The sequence below is a fragment of the Pseudoalteromonas sp. JC3 genome, from assembly GCF_030291895.1.
Classification (GTDB): domain Bacteria; phylum Pseudomonadota; class Gammaproteobacteria; order Enterobacterales; family Alteromonadaceae; genus Pseudoalteromonas.
On the sequence record NZ_CP127855.1, the window covers coordinates 1,106,220 to 1,122,698 of the forward strand.

A 16,479-nucleotide genomic window follows, 5' to 3' on the forward strand; every position below is an offset into this window, starting at 1 on the left:
CCAGTGCTGACAGCTTAGCGCAATCATGTTAAAAATCGGCTTAACGCTATCAAGGAGCAACTTATGTCGTCAATCATTCAATTCGCTAATCGTGAACTAAACACACCAATTCAGGAACATATGGCGCTGGATCATTGGTATAGTTGCCAAGGTAACACAAGCCTCACACAAGTAAATCAATTACCTGAGCTGACGACCCAATCAATATGCTTTTTTGGCCCAAATATACAATTGCAACACCTTGTGGAAGTCGCGAAATTTCTTCGAACATTTGCTATCGAGCAAACTTATTTTACGGCATATCAACCTCATGAACAGCTCCCAGTTGCATTGGGTATGCGTTTTAACGCATCGCAACTGCCGAGCAAGGCTGAAGTAAGAGATTTTGCAAAAAGCATTAATGCGCAGGGTGCGATTATAACGCAAGCACCTACTTTAGAAGAACCGGGGCTACTTGTGATGGATATGGACTCCACCGCAATTCGAATTGAATGTATTGACGAAATTGCTCGATTGGCCGACCGATATGATGAAGTGGCTTCTGTCACCGCACAGGCGATGGCGGGGGCACTCTCTTTTTCTGAAAGTCTACACCGCCGCGTTGCGTCACTCTCTGGCGTACCGTTATCACAAATTCAATCATTAAAAGAAAACTTACCGCTAATGCCCGGTATAGAGCTGTTGTGTCAGGCGCTCAAGCAGCATCACTGGCACCTTGCCATCGCCTCGGGTGGCTTTACATGGTTTGCAGAATCATTGATAGAGCCACTCCAGCTAGACGCTGTATTTGCCAATACCCTAGAGGTGGAAAACGCGCACCTCACCGGCAAAGTGCTAGGAGATATCGTAGATGCCGACAAAAAGGCGGAAGTGCTAGGTCAACTTGCAACCCAGTATGCTATCCCAATGACTCAAACCGTTGCCATTGGTGATGGCGCAAATGACTTAGTGATGATGGCAAACGCCCAACTAGGTGTAGCAATCCATGGTAAGCCAAAAGTGGTAGAAAATGCCGACGCGGCTATTTGTGAAGGGTCTTTGTTACAACTGTTATATTTGCTAGGTGTGCCGAAATAATATACGCTTTGTTACTTAACGAAAAACATAGCTCAAAAATGTTGCGCTTTTGTTTCTTTTTGTTACTATTTCCCGTTAATGGGTTCGGAGTTGGCGGAGAAGCAAAGCGTGTAAAGTAAGACTCGTTTACTGCTTCTTTAACATTCGTATAGTAACGATATTATGTTAAGGATATAACTGCGTTGTTTTTCTTTAAAAATAGCATTTCAGGGGATGACCTTCGCGCACTTAGAAAACGAAAGGGAGTCACCATGCAACAAATGGCAGATAAAATTGGTGTGTCTCTCAGGACGATAGAAAATTGGGAAACCGGTGTCGGACAACCAAGAATTAACCAATTTTTAGAAATATGTATTTATTGTTCGGTTGATATCAAAGGGCTTATCACTCAAATTAAGCAGAGTGAGAAAGAGCAAGAAGATATAAAAAAATAGAGATTAATGATGAAGAATTTGATGTCGGAATTTATCGCTCGTTTTTTAAGTATTGACTCAAAAAAAGATAATAAGGCTTTCCAAGGTTTGCTGCCTTATATGGACGCAAAACAAGTTTCTGGAGGGAGTGGTACGGAAAATGCGAAACGTCCTAAAAAAGAAGTTATGCCCGTTAGCACACTGATGGAACAGCAAGACGCAAATAGACTAGATAATGAACAGGTTAATCTCGTTACAGGTGGAAGTAGCGCACATAATAGTAATGAGCCTAAAGGGGCTCATACTGACTCTAGCGTTAGGCCACAAACGGAAGTTGTTTTGACTAACCTCCAAGCTAAAGTTGTTAATGGAGGTGGTAGTGGCACGGGTACTGCTGACAAGCCTAGGGAAGCCAATAACGATTCAGGTAACGGTTAGGTCAAATTAGGTTAAGGTATGAAATATTTATTAGCGCTGCTTTTTATTCCATTTAGCATATTTTATTTTAACTCTGAATTGGATCAAGTAGTAATGCTTACTGCAATTGCTTTTATAGGTGCCGTTTACTATTCAGATGTTAATATTCGCCATATATGCTTTATACTGTTTTTTACACGTATTGTTGGTTTTGCGATCATATATTTTAACTTATTTTCATTAAATGATGATTCTCTCTACCTCTGGAAAAATAACCGCATATTTTTGATACATCTATTAATAGATATAACTTCATTTCTACTAATAGCTTTCCGTCCAATGCTTTCTCGAAACTGGTTGGCGAAAAAAGGCAAAGAAACCAAAGAAGTCTTAATGACTAACGCAGATATGGCATTGATGACATTGTTCTTGTTATTTATTGGCGTTGATTCTTTAGCTCTTGTGGAAAATCTGATTCGAAACCTAGACTATTTAGGAGTAAATGAAGAGTTTGCCAAGCAGTTTTGGGGTTGGGATTGGGTGTTTTATAATTACTCTTCAATGAAGAGTATTCTGTTAGGTCTTGAACTGTTGGCTGTCTTATCAATTACAACTAAAGTGGCGAGACAAAACTTTTCTCGAAAAAAAGCTGCTGCTTAGTGGCGTATGCTTAAAATAGTCAGGCTTTAAAACTTCAAATTGAAGCCTGACTTACTTCTTTTTACTACTAGTTCAAGTCGTTATCTACGCGACAATTCTTAAGTCGATACGAGCCAAGGAGGGATGCTTGATATGTCCTCCTGACGGATTTCGACGCCCATCCATGGGCTACGACATACTTTTCTTTGATGCCCAAAGAATCGTTGCGCAAAAGAAAAAGCACTCCCAACATCACACTGTACCCTCTCTATCTCACCACAAAAGCATAACTTCTCGGCGGGTGAACCGCCTCTCACAAAACTATTTACACTGTGAGTTAGGAGGCTACGCTGATAGTTTTTGCAATGCTTGCAAGCAACTTAATCATAAAAATCGTAGAAGATCTCACAAGCAACGTATTCCCCCTCCATCACACCCGAAAATCATAAGTCGATATGCAATGTGCCGACAGGATGTCGGCCAAGTCTTGTCTGGCACAGGGACGTACCTTACAAGACGGTTGCACTATGTCGGCTTAGGGTTTGAGGATTAAGTGTGATGCTGGGGCGACGTTTTCTTGGTTCGTTCTTTTTCGTCGTTTAAAAAGAATGAACGAGGAGCGCATGGATGCGCTTTGATATTAAACATGGAGGTTTATGTTGCTAACGACTGGTAGCTCGAAATTTACCGTAAAGTCAGCCCGTCCTCCTGACGGATTTCGACGCCCATCCATGGGCTACGACATACTTTTCTTTGATGCCCAAAGAATCGTTGCGCAAAAGAAAGGGCACTCCCAACATCACACTGACTCCTCAAGTAAATTGCCAATATGAACGTCACCGCGGTGTAAGGGCCATCCTTGGCCCTGTCACCGCTTTTCACGCATCCATGCGTTGAAATGACTCATTGGCAATTTACTTTCGGGTGTGATGAGGGAGACACAAGGCGCTTATAAATTCTTGTGGTGCTTGCAAGCAACTATGTTTCTGATAGCTTTGTGGACAGCTAACAGACAACGTATTCCCCCTCCATCACACCCGAAAAGCATAAGCTGATATGCAATGTGCCGACAGGATGTCGGCCAAGTCTTGTCTGGCACAGGGACGTGCCTTACAAGGCGGTTGCACTATATCGGCTTAGGATTTGAGGATTAAGTGTAATGTTGGGGCGACGTTTTCTTGGTTCGTTCTTTTTCGTCGTTTAAAAAGAATGAACGAGGAGCGCATGGATGCGCTTTGATATCTGCCAAGGAGGGCTAGCTGACACCGTTTTATTTGGCTTGAGATTTAAAAACCATCCGTTACACCAAAAGATAAGCATTCGAACACTGAATAAAAAATGAGTTAAAAATGCTTATCTTTTATGTAACAATAGCGCGCAAATAAAAACCAATCGCAGCACACTAGGAAGTCGTACTGCGTATTGGTGGAACGGCTTTAACCAACAACAGTGGACATAAAAAATGCAAACAAGGATTGTGGTGTATGGTACTAACCATCCTGTACATGTCGTCGATTTTGAACTCACGACCTGTATCAATAGCGGCTTTTTACTCAAAGCGAACCTAGAATCCCAATTTGACCTGGCTGATGAGTTACTCGTCGGCAATATGCTCACGTTTGAAATTGAGTCACCAGATGCAATATCAACATATTTCACTGGGACTTTGTTTGATATTCAATCTGGTTTTGTGTCTGAGCACACCTGTGGTGCAGAGGTGGTATTAAAGCCTCGCCTTGAGTTACTTAAGCAAACTGAAAAAAGCCAAATCTTTGTACAAGCCAATGTCCAGTCTGTCCTCAATAAGCTGATACAAAAAGCCGGCTATTCACAAGACCGGATAAAATGGCGAGTCACTAAAGATTTACCCACGCTACCGCAGTGCGTACAAGCGCTAGAAAACGACTACACCTTTTTCACTCGACTCTTAGCAAAGTACGGCTTAATTTATTGGTTTGAATGCCATGATTTTATTGAGTCGATAGTGATTGCCGAGGGGAATCTTGCAAGCCCCTATATTGAGCGAGGCTTGCTGTCGGTAACGGATAAAGATGGTCTGGTGCACGAACATGAAACCGGCTTTGTTGGGTTTACGCAGTGCCAAAGCCGCCATCGTTTTAGAATGGGTGGCTCACAAGTGCATATGAATGCCCATCCACCAACCTCGGTCAGCTCGGCCCAGCGCAGTTATTTTGAGCCTGCTGCACAAAATCCTGCTGAGCAATTTGAGCGCACTGGCAATCTCGAGCTTGCCTATCAACAAGGTAAAAATGAAGTCACGCTGGTAGGGAACGTAGCCGAAGCCAATGCCGGTTATTCGTTTTCGTTAAATGGTAAATTGGGCACAGCGAAAGGTGGCGATTATACCTGTATTCGCAGTAAACAGGTGTATAAGCAAGGCAGTGCTAATGACCCTAAGCAAGTTGCGCATCATAGCGAGTCGGTGTGTGTACCACGGGGTGAGCCAATACGTATCGCGCCCCCAGAGCATAGCCCCAAGCCGATGGTATTTACCGCCACAGTGCGCTCGCTGTCGGGGTCAAAGGCCAATCCTCACTTAGATGCACAAGGGCAATATGCCACGCAAGTACATTTTGATAGTCAGGTGACTGAATCGGTAAAGCGCCTCACACAATATGCCTGTCGTGGTCAAAAGCAACCGACAGGGTTACACTTTCCACTGCTGCCAGACAGTAATGTGCTCATCGGTTGTATGAACAACGACCCTGACCAAAGTTACCTGTTAGGGTTTGCGCTTAATGACACGCAACCATCTGTTGTTACTAGCGCCAATAACGCCCAAAACGTGCTCTGCTCTCGCGGCCAAAACCTGTTGATGTTTGATGACACCCCAAAAACCCCGCATATTGTGTTGCAAACCCTAGCGGGCAACCAGCACTTGGTGTTACATGGGGATAAAAAGCAGCCTTATATTCACTGGCTTGCGCAACTAGGCGCGATGAATATTTTTGCAGCCAAAGACATACAACTTGGCAGTGTTAAAAGCGCAATTCGACTACTCACCAATAAAACCTTTATTGCCAGCGCCAAACAACAACTGGCACTGGAGAGTAAAAAGTCGGTGATTGCTGATGCAGCAACCAACCTAGACGTCACCGCCAATCAAATTGACGTCAGCGCCAAGCAAAATATCACCCTTAAGGCGGGTCGCAGTCATCGCAGTGTTATCCAAAGTGATATCAAACTCAAGGCAGACAACAATCTCACCATCACCGCCCCGGCTGGAAGTCAAATCATTCAAAGCCAAGGCAATATCACAGTAAAAGGTAGTGGCTCTGGCAACCTCACCCTTGCCAATGGCGGCAGTGAAATCAGCATTGACTCAAGTGGTAACGTCAACATCTTTGCAGACAAGTTACTGACCTTAAAAGGCAAAGCCATGACCGTGTTTGACGGTAGCATGGAGCAAGATATTGGCGGCAAACAAAGCGCCACGATGCCGAGTGTACCGCAAATTCAAGCGCTCTCTGAGAATGCTCGACTCTCACTTGCCGCCGATGGCATTGCCACCATGGCGAGCAGTACCATTGAGTTGTCTTATACCTATCAAGATGGCAGCCCAATTATGGGCGCACCTTATACCATTCGATTTGCAAACGGCACAGCGCTGACCGGTAACTTAGATGACAGCGGTAAAGCAAAAATTGAGAATGCCCCGCCTGGTCAATACACCGTGCAATATGGTGAGGATAAACGCGATTACCTACCAGAAGATAATCGCCCTAAAAATCCACTGTATGGAAAAATCACCCCAGCGCAAGCGGCTGAAATGGTACGCAGCGGCAATACCGCACCACTGATAGAAGCCAATGGCATTGCAACCCAAGCAGGTGATTGGTTATGGGGCACACTACAAGGCGACTTTAATCAAAACCCCTCTACGTCACAAATCGTGGTAGGCACCTTGATTTCCATGATACCGATTATCGACCAAGTCATGGATTTACGAGATATCATTGCCAATGTCATGTTACTGACCGACGATGATGAAGCCAACGACACCGACGCTTGGCTTGCCTTTACCCTTACGGGTATTGGTTTAGTGCCGGTTGTGGGCTCAGCCGTCAAAGGCGTGGGTAAGGTTATCTTAAAAAATACCGGAGAATCACTTTCTGCTGCGCTTGCCGTACTACGCAAGCTCGGTAAAGGCGACCCAGTTAAATACCTAAGAGACATCAACTGGCAAGACCTAGGAAAACAATCCGCTACGGAAGTTAAAAACATCGTCAAAGGCCTGCGCGATTCACTCGATGACATGTCTACCAGTTGGCACTACGACCTACTACTCCCTGACGCTGCCATCGAAGGCATGCAAGCCACGGTTAAACGTCTAGACGACGTCACCCCAAAAATCGACCAGCATATGCAACAAGCCGCCCAAGAAATCGGACAGCGAGTTAATAAAGCACTGGATGAATATCAAGGCCAACCACCAATTCGAGGCGTTACCGACAAGCCCACCAAAGCCAAGGCCGATGAGTTGGAACCGCCAAAAGGGAATGAGTTGCCGGGGGCTGGAAACAAGCCCAAAACACTAGTATCTCGTCTACCAAGAAAAAATGGAAAGTGGGCTACAGGTGTGCCCGGTGATGGTACGTGGCAATCAACACTCAAAGAAGTAAATGAAATTACTGGTGGTCAGCCAATCACATTTAAAAATGGTAGGCCTGACTTTACACCATGGTCTAAGGGCCAAATTGCGTTCGCACCAAATGAATTAAATGGTACACGGCAAGACTTTGGTCAAGTATACAAATATATAGCTGATCAAAAAGGCCTGAAAAGTAAAAATGCCGCTAGGCAATTGCTGAGTAAGCTAGATTTAACTCCACACCACGCTAGTGCTACAATAATCCAGCTTATACCTACGAAATTGCATGGTAATATACCTCATATAGGATCAGCTTCTGATTTAAGAAAAGGAAAGTAAGTTATGATTAAGAATGTTCTTGACTCTCTTGGAGCCATGCCTTTGCATGAATGCAGCGATGAAGTTATTGATATCAATGAGCTTGAAAATAGATTTAAGTTCGAAATACCAGATGAACTAAAGGAACTTTATTCACTATTTAATTCATCAGTTATTTTTGATTCAGGTGCAAAAATTAAGCCTAATCAAGCTACCCCACTGACTGATCATGATGGCTATCAGTCGGTGGAAATTCTTTATGGTATTGATAATCAAGATAACAATATACTCCAGAAAAATGCCATGTACGAAGAACTTGAGCAAAAAGGCTATTTTATTTTTGGCTCCTCTTGTGGTGGCGATCAACTTTGTTTGGGAAAAAGAGATCTCAAAGTCTACTGCTGGGATCATGAAAGTGGTGAAAGCGAACAGGAATTTTATGAGGTTTCTACGAACCTATCTTCATTTTTTCAAGCGCTACAGCCGGATGAAGATGAAGCAACTGATCATGCCTCGAAAATAGACGAAGATAAGTCTTTCCTTTCCTTTTAAATGACTAAGAATAGAATATTGTAGTCAGATCAGTCCTTTTTAAACTGGCTACATTTGGAGTAAATGATCGGGCAAATAATCGATTATCAATAATGACGATGTACTAGCACCATAATTCACTTAAAAGCTGGAGATTGCCGATGATGTCGTAGTCATTGCTGCGTTATCCAAAGTGATATAAAACTAAAAGCGACACTATCATAAACAAAATCCTTCAGATGGTTTGACATAGCATCATCAGACACTGGCAGAATGCAGCTTATTGACAGAACTACACATGATACCTTTAGACATACAGGTGGTATGTCTATTTGGGGAGGAGGATATTAATTATGTTTAAATGTGAACCATATTTGTGGAAAGAAAATAAGCCGACTTATAATCCAAGTTACCTAAAGGAGCTTGAGTTAGAACTTCAGATTAAACTTCCGATAGAGTTTTTGAACTGCATGGAATTATACTTTGGAGATAAGCCTGTTTATTCATCTTTTGAAGTAGGAAAAGGACTTTGTTCAATCGCACACTTCCTTCACTGCCAAAATTTAGTAAATGATGATTTCGAAATTTATAGTATTTCAGATCAAAGAGAAGAAATAGATGAGTTTCTATCGGATAAAATAGTACCTTTTGCTATAACTTTTGATTCAAACCTAATCGCTTTTGACTTTCGTCATAAAATAACTGAGCCTGAAGTTATATTTATTATCTCTTCGCAACTTGAAGATGGAGATAAAGCAATAAGGCATATTAGCTCAAATTTCCATGAGTTCTTAGCTATCCTAGAAAAAATGAAGACGAACTTTGACCTAGCAAAGTAAAAGCCACGGGACACGGCTTTCTTAACAGACTTTGGAGAGAAGCGTGTTATGGTTGATATCGTTACGCTATTTAACCAATTACCCCATAACCAATAGCACCTTTTTAAGTCTTTTAAATTGAACACAGGTTTGATTGTTAAGGCTTAATCAAATCTGACAGTTCGCAACTGATTAATGGCCTACAAGAGCGAATAGCGGACGACCGGACAAACTCGTATTTGGACAGAAGTGAGTTAGAGCCAAAGGACGGCTTCGTGCCAGAAGCAGCCGTTAAATAGTATTATTAAAATCAACAATTGTGACCCCATTGATTCACGGTTATATCAACGAAGCGCAACCCATTCTCACTCGGCTAAATATAGAACCTAAGAATTGGATAAAACTCACCACGCAATTTTCCCGGGTATTTCACGGTGCTGTTGGCCGAGAGCGAGAAATAACCGCTTACTGCCAAACGCTTCAAAAACGACGACGAACAAACCTAGCAAACTGCGAGCGCTTGTTGGCTTAGTAAACCGAACAATCTCAACTCTAAATTTTGAACTGCTGTATTTAAAGTGCGTTGTCGTGGGCGATAAAGCAGTTTTAATGATGGGATACGCTTGAACGCTAAAAGCCCTTCCATTTGTTAGCACTTTTGGCCTCTGAGAATGATGTGTTTCAACCCTTTTTTAAAATTTATTTTCCCTGCATAAGTGAAAATAGTGGTGGGTGTCATTGATTCTGTTGTTAGCACTATTTCTTGCTTGGTTTTGCTAATGAGCTATACACCAAATCTACAAACGTTACCCCATGCCAATCCTCATCAAGTGATGGATTAATCGTGTCAGGAGTTTTGCCGAGTAACTTCTTAACTTGCTTATATGCGTTAATACGCTCCGCCAACCTAAGCATTTCGTGCTGATGCTCAGGTGGCAACATTTTGTTTCGATACCAAGTATTAAAAATATGATCACATAGCTCTTGGTTACAAGAAAACCATTCACCTTGGCGTCGTATCCTTGCAAACTTTTTATGTAATTCCGTTTCTCGCTTGGAGCCACCAGGCTCAAGCGCACCAATTACCAACTGACCAAAAGTACCGGTTTGTAAGTTTCTTAATCGCGTCAATACATTTTTTGAGCGCCCGATTTTGACGAACAGTCCTTGAAATGGATGGGTATTTTCATGTGGTCCAGCCCATGTATCAGGGACTTGAATTATGTAGTAAATACTATCAATCGTGCCAAGGCACACATGATTAGCCCGATCTGACCAAGTTGAAATCCAGTTTTCAGCAAGTTCATAAGTCTCAAATTCTTGAGTTGTGAAATAGTACTCTCCACTGTTATAGTGAACATCAGCGACAAACTTACCATTCTGATTCTTTTTGATATTCTGAACGTTCAACGTTACTCCTAATAGTGCTAACGCCCTGTTAAGGTGTGAGCAACGCAATACCGATGCCTCCGCATGCCACCTTAAACACTAAACGCAACGCATTGCAAAATGCCAAGCATTACAAATCACTCTTAAACAGATTGTTAAGCGTCAACTCAAAGCATGCTTATCAATGCCGAAGCTCCTGCTCCAATAACGCTTCCAACAGTACTGTTTTCTAACAATTGTTTAAGTAAGCTTTTTGCTTCAGGATCATTACTTCTTGCAACTTCTTCGACCAACTTTTGGACATTGATAGTAACTGATTGAGTGTTATTGTTACCAACTTGAAGCTGCTCGCCTGAGATACTACCAATATTAAAAGTTGTATTGCTAGAGGAGCTTGTTTTGTGTGGTTGAGAAGTCGAGTTTTCCACATGTAAGGTCAACATATGAGGATGATTAGTACCGATATTTAATGTGCCACCCTCTAAAAATTGAACGTCTAGGACTTTCAAATGGATTTCACGTTTACCGGACTTTTGCGTAATTACATCGCCTATCCCTACATCAGGAGTCTCAGTATAAGGTACCAAAACCTGCCCTTTAGACATATTACGTTGAGCTTTATATTCTTGCCCTTCAATGAAAACCACTTCTGGATATGCCAGTGCATCGAAATCCATAAATACTCCTAGTTTAAAAATTGCCACATTGACGCTTAACTGCTTATTCTGTCCCACTTTGGTAGTTTATAACGCACCAAAACGGCGAGTAATAATGTTATAGGACAAAATCCGGCACTTTGTGTCAAAGTTGCATAACTTTGCTCGCTACTAATGTCCGTTCTTCGCTCAAAGCCACCCTTAGACCATTTACGTTAACGCATTTTGGGGCAGAAACGAGTTGACTGAACGGCCACTTTGTAGGATGAAGGTAACATTGACGACCGTCTTTTGTTCGCTCAAGGCCACATAGCCATAATGATATGCAAGCTCCAGCAGTAGCAGAAGAAATACTTAATTCACTGTCTGGAATTAGTTGACCACTACAACATACAACAACAGCAAAAAATTGGATACTTTCCAATTACCGGGAGCTCGTCACCACCAGTTTTCACATTTAAAAATGAGAATGAATGGGCAAAATATATCAATCAATTAAAAAGGATAAACGTCTATAATGGTAAGTAGTAAAGCAGAGCACCTAATTAAATTATGTGATACCTATTGCTCATATTTAGAATCAAACGGCCTAAAAATGAAAAGGGAATTATGTGACGCACTTAATGCATACGGAATGGTTCATCACCAAAAGGCACTTAAAGCCTACTTCGAAGCAGGAACAAATATTTCTATTGAAGTAGATCTGCTTGGAGGAGGGGTTTGCTATGTAAGCGAGATACCACCTAGTAGTGCAGAAGCAGGAGAGTTATGGTTTGATCCTTATGAGTTAGTCTTTATGGTCAAAACTACTAACCCGTTAGGTTTTGGAAAAGGTGTTATAGGTTGGCTGTCAATACACCCAGTATTCTACTGGCAATACCATGTGTTCCAGCGTTTAGTAAAGTATACAGTTAGAGATGACTCGTTTTTACAAGTTGATGATATACTTACATCTCGCCCTTTTGGTATAGATAAGTCTGATTATGCAACGGATATCTATAGTGAAGAGGCAAAAGCCTATGCTAAATGGCATGGTAAATGGCTCGCTTCAAACATTCGGATTGAGGCACTGCTACAATCTTGGAATTATCAAAGTAGCCCTGAAATTTTTGATACTGGTATTTATTACTGGGATAACTCGTTTGGTGGAGATGAATCAGAAAGGTTAGTCTTCGGCTTCAGTGATAAAAATTCTTTGAACCAAGGTCAAGTAGCTGAATGGTTTAGAGGAGATAATATTGGTATTGTCACCGCTATCGTAGACCAAGTCGGGTTGACAAATATTGAGCATCTTCCAAGAGATTCTGGTGAGTGTTTAACTCTTATTAATTGCGCTAAAAAGGTTAACCTTTAAATGCATATTAGTTCCGCGGGTACTTGCTTAGTCAACCAAACTTCATTTTCAGAGAGATAAAATTTAAAACCTGATTCGTACATAGCTCGGGCTTTTATTTTGAGAATTATAGGTTTTCCGTATCGTTGTCCTGCAGCTTTTGCGGTATCAATATTCGACGAAAGGTGAACATACAGGCGTTCTTGGGGGATCAAGCCCTGAGCCAATATGTTATCCAAAAAACGTGTAGCTGAGCCGTGGTACAAAAATTCAGGAGGTTCCATCTGCCTTAGCTGCAAATCAACATCAACAGAGTGACCTTGATTTGCTCGTATGCGTAAATTATCGTCAGAAATTATGAATCGTTTTTTTCGTTCGTTTCTACAACTTGTTGGATTAGATCAAATGATAAATTACTTAAACCATTTGAGGTATACGCCTTACTTATTAACTCATTAATGTTAGCCCAGCCATATTGATCTAATTCCAATCCAATGGCATCGGGCTTGTGACGAAGTACCAAACTTAGAAATTTACTTACTTTATTTAGCTGATTAGATGTCATTAAGGTACTCTTTTAGCCGTTGCAGGTTCAGCTCAATAGTGTTTGACTTCAGTATTATGTTATAAACATTAACTTTACCCCAGTGGTCTCTAAGTTTCTAGAGTTTTGGCTGGAGTTGAATACATAAGTTTATGTGATCTATTTTTTCAATTCGCATTTGTATTTAGCGAGCGCATTTTTGCAAAAAATGAACTCGATACGCATAAATGCGTTTTCAGATATATTGTGATAGGGGGTCTGGTCGGGGTTTTATATAACCTGCGATCACTCTCGGGGCTGTTGCCATGCGCCGTGTTGAATTTGGCGAGGTGTGTTACGCCATTCCTCAAATTGTGATTCGACATTTTCATTAAAATTACGAAAGAGTAGCTCGATGTTTTGTGCAGGTACAATATTGCACGGATTGCTGCTTTCTTGTCGTAAATACTCGAAAAAAGCGTTGCTGTTGTGCTCGACCATAAATCCCGTAAACAGATAACTATTGGCATATAAGGTGTTACTTTGCATGGTTTGCCACTGATTTTCGCTATTGAATAGGGTGTTAATATCAAGCTTGGCAAAGCGCGATTTCAAAATCCCTTCTTTCGTTAACCAATCTTCGTCAGAGAGGTAAACTGAAAATTGACCTGTTTCGGTAATTCTTAGGTGCTCAAAATACTCGGCTAAGCCTTCCGTTACCCATCGAGGGGTTACGCCGAAATAGTAAAAAACTAGGGCGTGTACGGACTCGTGAATGAGCGTTCTTAGCGTTTCTTCTTCAGTGCGACCGCCATTGATAAAGCCTTGGTTTTGAAACAAGAAGTACATGCCCAAGGTGCCAGCGGGCTCGGCATCGCGAGAGAGGATTAGCTCATTGTAGTCAGCGTCATTGGCGGCAATATGCATGTTCAACTGGATGGGAGATAAGGCTTTTTTATGCGCTAACTGGTTAAAAAAGTGCTTAAACATCATATACACCACGTTGAGGGCTTGCTGCGCCTGATACTCAACATGAGGGCTCACGGGTTCACCCGTTAGATTGAGTTTAAAATTTTCAATGTCGTTGAATTGCGTTTGCAAGGAAAATACTTCGCGCTTTAGTACCCCGCAGGTAGGTGTTGAGATACCGCTGAACATATTAACAAGATCACTGTGCCCATTTAGGTTATAAAAGGTTTTTTCTGGTATTTCAGGTAGCTGCTGTCTTGTTACTTTTGGTGGTGCAACCGTTAGGTGAGGAGTGGTGTCTGGCTGACTTAAACGTTTTTCGGTATGGGTGTCTAGCTGTATGCCTAATTCAGTCAATAAAGGTTTGATAGACCTCATCGAGTTTGCTGCTGCACTTGGGTAGATAAAATAAAGCGCAAACAATATCAGCGTGATGATAAGTAGTAGGACAAAGACCCGCCAAACCAAAGTGATATCCTTGTGTAATACATGCCCAGAGACTCTGGTTATACTCGATTATCGGTAAACTTGGCAATGGGTAATTTGATTATCGGCTTACTCCCATGGCATTAAATAACATCTACTTTAGTGTGTCATAGCATATCATTTGCATGATTTTCCATTCTTTTTTCTACAACAATGTACCCATAATCTAATTCGTTGCCTATACTTTTTGAAAAAATAACAGAGCATACAGATGAAAGTAGTTTGGCCGTTGATTTTACTGTGTTGTGTGAGCGGGAGTGCGAGCGCGCTTGATACTCAGGTGAATATTACGACGGGGCAATGGCCGCCGTACTTAGATCAAGCGAAACAAGATCAAGGCTGTGTGGCTGCTGTGATCCGAGATGTCTTTGCGCTCTCTGATATCAAAGTCCGATTTTTATTTATGCCTTGGGAACGCGCCTATCAAGAGGGAATGAAGGCGGCTTACATTGGTAGTGCTTATTGGTATTACAGTGAGCAAAGGAGCAAAGACTATATTTACACTCAATACCCACTCACTGAAGAAACAGCACGCTTTTATCATCATCGAGATTTAGCGTTTACCTATACGAGTTACGCAGATCTCAAGCCATTTAGATTGTTGCTCAATCAAGGGTTAACTTATCCGCCTTCTCTGCTAGAGGCGATAGAGACGCTTGAAATCAAAACTTCATATGCCACGTATACCAGTAAAAATGTGGCACTGATCCTACGAAACCGTGCGGATATTATGATTATGGACGAAAAATCGGCGAAGTCCTATCAGCAGGAACTGCCTGCGGAAGAAGCGGAGTTATTAGCTGCGCAAGCGATCCCTGCTTTTATCCAAAAAGGCTATTTGCTTATCAATAAGCATCATAGTGAATATGTCGAGTTGTATAACGAAGGGCTTAAAAAACTATGGGCGGATGAAGACTATGTTGCTCAGTATCGTGCTCGCTGCTCTCGTGTGTTTACTGATTGATTGCTTTTTGGTTTTGCTAAAACCAAATAATGTCCTGATCCGTTGCGAAATCATTCATAAGTTAGAATCTAAATTTGTTTTTAATGTTTTTCATAGCCTGTTGGCTATTTTGACGGTATATAAAGCATAAAGAATGTTATTACACATAAAGCCTAATAGTGTATTCAGTGGGATTTTAGAGCATGCTTTGCAGCCAACAATCGTAAAGACTATCTTGAATCGTCATTGGCTGCTTTAGATTAAGACTTGCCTTATCCAAACCGCCTTCCGGCAGCTTGATTTTACGTTAAATGGTATACGCCTATCTGGTCTGACCATTTAAATCACCTTTTAAATTTTCCCGATTCTTGGTTAAAGTTTATGCACGCCAACTGTTGTTTTTACACTCAGCTAATTATTGAATTGGGCTGAATTTTGACAGTTGTCATGGATTTTGATAACGTATTGTGCAAATTTGGTATGACCAATTTACCTATGAAGTTAATTCTTACCAAATTGATTAAAATAAGTCAGCGGTCTGGCTAGGTCACATCATAAAAAATTGGCGTTATTTCAATGTCTTTAAAGATTAAAGCAGCAAAATTATCCGACGTAATACTAGAACAGCTTGAGAATATGATCCTCGAGGGCTCGTTATTACCCGGTGCAAAGTTGCCGCCTGAGCGTGAACTAGCTAAGCAGTTTGAAGTGTCGCGTCCATCACTTCGTGAGGCTATCCAGAAATTGGAAGCTAAGGGGCTTGTTACCCGTCGTCAAGGTGGTGGCACGTATGTTAAAAATCAGCTGGAAGAAGGGCTGACTGATCCGTTATTTGACTTGATCAGTAAGCATCCAGAATCTCAGTTTGATTTACTTGAGTTTCGTCATGCATTAGAAGGCATCGCCGCCTACTACGCGGCACTCAGGGGCACAGAGAATGACTTTGCAAAGGTACAACAAAGCTTTGACAGTATTGCAGAGATAGGTGATGACTTGATGCAAAAGGCAAGGGCAATTAATGCTTTTCACTTTGCCGTTGCAGAAGCGTCACATAACGTCGTCCTGCTTCATCTTGTAAAAGGGATGCAGTCACTGCTTGAGCAAAACGTGTTGCAAAACTTAACGGTCTTGGTGCAAAAATCAGACGTGAGTGAGCAGCTCGGTGAGCACAGAAAGTTGTTATTAGATGCGGTGATCAATGGTAACCCTGAACAAGCAAGACTTGCTAGTAACGCCCACTTAGCCTTTATCGAAGAAGCGTTATTAGAAGCCGGTAAAGAGCGTTCGCGCATAGAACGTTCACTGCGTAGAACAAAACAGCAGTAATCGGACTTGATTCAGTAAGAATTGGCACA

Annotated in this window: 13 protein-coding genes and 4 pseudogenes; 13 read left to right on the top strand and 4 right to left on the bottom strand. The window is 41.8% G+C overall.

Annotation, left to right across the window (positions count from 1 at the left end):
• Positions 1–63: 63 nt before the first annotated feature.
• The 10 genes and pseudogenes from serB to QSH61_RS04485 form a co-directional block, all read left to right on the top strand.
• Complete coding sequence (gene serB, locus QSH61_RS04450) at positions 64–1,077, top strand: phosphoserine phosphatase SerB (protein ID WP_206471853.1); 1,014 nt, start codon at positions 64–66, stop codon at positions 1,075–1,077.
• A gap of 251 nt (positions 1,078–1,328) precedes the next feature.
• Positions 1,329–1,511 (top strand): helix-turn-helix transcriptional regulator, encoded by a 183-nt coding sequence (locus tag QSH61_RS04455; RefSeq protein ID WP_010379156.1) that lies wholly within the window; start codon positions 1,329–1,331, stop codon positions 1,509–1,511.
• A 6-nt stretch (positions 1,512–1,517) separates the two neighbouring features.
• Positions 1,518–1,928 (top strand): hypothetical protein, encoded by a 411-nt coding sequence (locus QSH61_RS04460; RefSeq protein ID WP_206471854.1) that lies wholly within the window; start codon positions 1,518–1,520, stop codon positions 1,926–1,928.
• 18 nt (positions 1,929–1,946) lie between these two features.
• Positions 1,947–2,567, top strand: a complete 621-nt coding sequence (locus tag QSH61_RS04465; RefSeq protein ID WP_206471855.1) for a hypothetical protein — start codon at positions 1,947–1,949, stop codon at positions 2,565–2,567.
• Positions 2,568–4,155: 1,588 nt separating this feature from the next.
• Positions 4,156–4,863, top strand: a pseudogene (locus tag QSH61_RS24300) (contractile injection system protein, VgrG/Pvc8 family); the annotation flags it as partial.
• A gap of 1,959 nt (positions 4,864–6,822) precedes the next feature.
• Positions 6,823–7,092: pseudogene (locus QSH61_RS24305) on the top strand (polymorphic toxin type 15 domain-containing protein); the annotation flags it as partial.
• 408 nt (positions 7,093–7,500) lie between these two features.
• On the top strand, positions 7,501–8,028 hold the full coding sequence (locus QSH61_RS04475; RefSeq protein WP_069023626.1) for an SMI1/KNR4 family protein: 528 nt from the start codon (positions 7,501–7,503) through the stop codon (positions 8,026–8,028).
• Between the two features lie 252 nt (positions 8,029–8,280).
• Positions 8,281–8,358 carry an HNH endonuclease gene (locus QSH61_RS24310; protein WP_084204281.1) on the top strand — a complete coding sequence of 26 codons (78 nt, stop codon included), beginning with the start codon at positions 8,281–8,283 and terminating at the stop codon, positions 8,356–8,358.
• Between the two features lie 2 nt (positions 8,359–8,360).
• Entirely contained in the window at positions 8,361–8,846 is a 486-nt protein-coding gene (locus tag QSH61_RS04480) for an SMI1/KNR4 family protein (protein WP_206471286.1), read from the top strand.
• A 316-nt stretch (positions 8,847–9,162) separates the two neighbouring features.
• Positions 9,163–9,357 (top strand): annotated as a pseudogene (locus QSH61_RS04485) (transposase); the annotation flags it as partial.
• Between the two features lie 224 nt (positions 9,358–9,581).
• Here the strand turns inward: QSH61_RS04485 and QSH61_RS04490 are convergent.
• Positions 9,582–10,235, bottom strand: a complete 654-nt coding sequence (locus QSH61_RS04490) for a GIY-YIG nuclease family protein (protein WP_206471285.1) — start codon at positions 10,233–10,235, stop codon at positions 9,582–9,584.
• A 146-nt stretch (positions 10,236–10,381) separates the two neighbouring features.
• Positions 10,382–10,891, bottom strand: a complete 510-nt coding sequence (locus QSH61_RS04500) for a hypothetical protein (protein WP_130164739.1) — start codon at positions 10,889–10,891, stop codon at positions 10,382–10,384.
• Positions 10,892–11,387: 496 nt separating this feature from the next.
• Between QSH61_RS04500 and QSH61_RS04505 the strand changes: the two genes are divergently transcribed.
• Entirely contained in the window at positions 11,388–12,224 is an 837-nt protein-coding gene (locus QSH61_RS04505; protein ID WP_045990567.1) for a formylglycine-generating enzyme family protein, read from the top strand.
• On the opposite strand, the pseudogene QSH61_RS24315 reads toward QSH61_RS04505, so the two are convergent.
• Together QSH61_RS24315 and QSH61_RS04515 are read right to left on the bottom strand one after the other, a co-directional pair.
• A pseudogene (locus QSH61_RS24315) lies at positions 12,221–12,768 on the bottom strand (RNA 2'-phosphotransferase). The gene QSH61_RS04505 and the pseudogene QSH61_RS24315 overlap by 4 nt on opposite strands.
• A gap of 264 nt (positions 12,769–13,032) precedes the next feature.
• The gene (locus QSH61_RS04515; RefSeq protein ID WP_286123311.1) at positions 13,033–14,073 is read right to left on the bottom strand and encodes a DUF1570 domain-containing protein; all 1,041 of its coding nucleotides are present in this window, start codon (positions 14,071–14,073) and stop codon (positions 13,033–13,035) included.
• 319 nt (positions 14,074–14,392) lie between these two features.
• Between QSH61_RS04515 and QSH61_RS04520 the strand changes: the two genes are divergently transcribed.
• Entirely contained in the window at positions 14,393–15,145 is a 753-nt protein-coding gene (locus QSH61_RS04520; RefSeq protein WP_206471283.1) for a substrate-binding periplasmic protein, read from the top strand.
• A gap of 555 nt (positions 15,146–15,700) precedes the next feature.
• The gene (pdhR, locus tag QSH61_RS04525; protein WP_010607393.1) at positions 15,701–16,450 is read left to right on the top strand and encodes a pyruvate dehydrogenase complex transcriptional repressor PdhR; all 750 of its coding nucleotides are present in this window, start codon (positions 15,701–15,703) and stop codon (positions 16,448–16,450) included.
• The last annotated feature ends 29 nt before the right edge of the window (positions 16,451–16,479 follow it).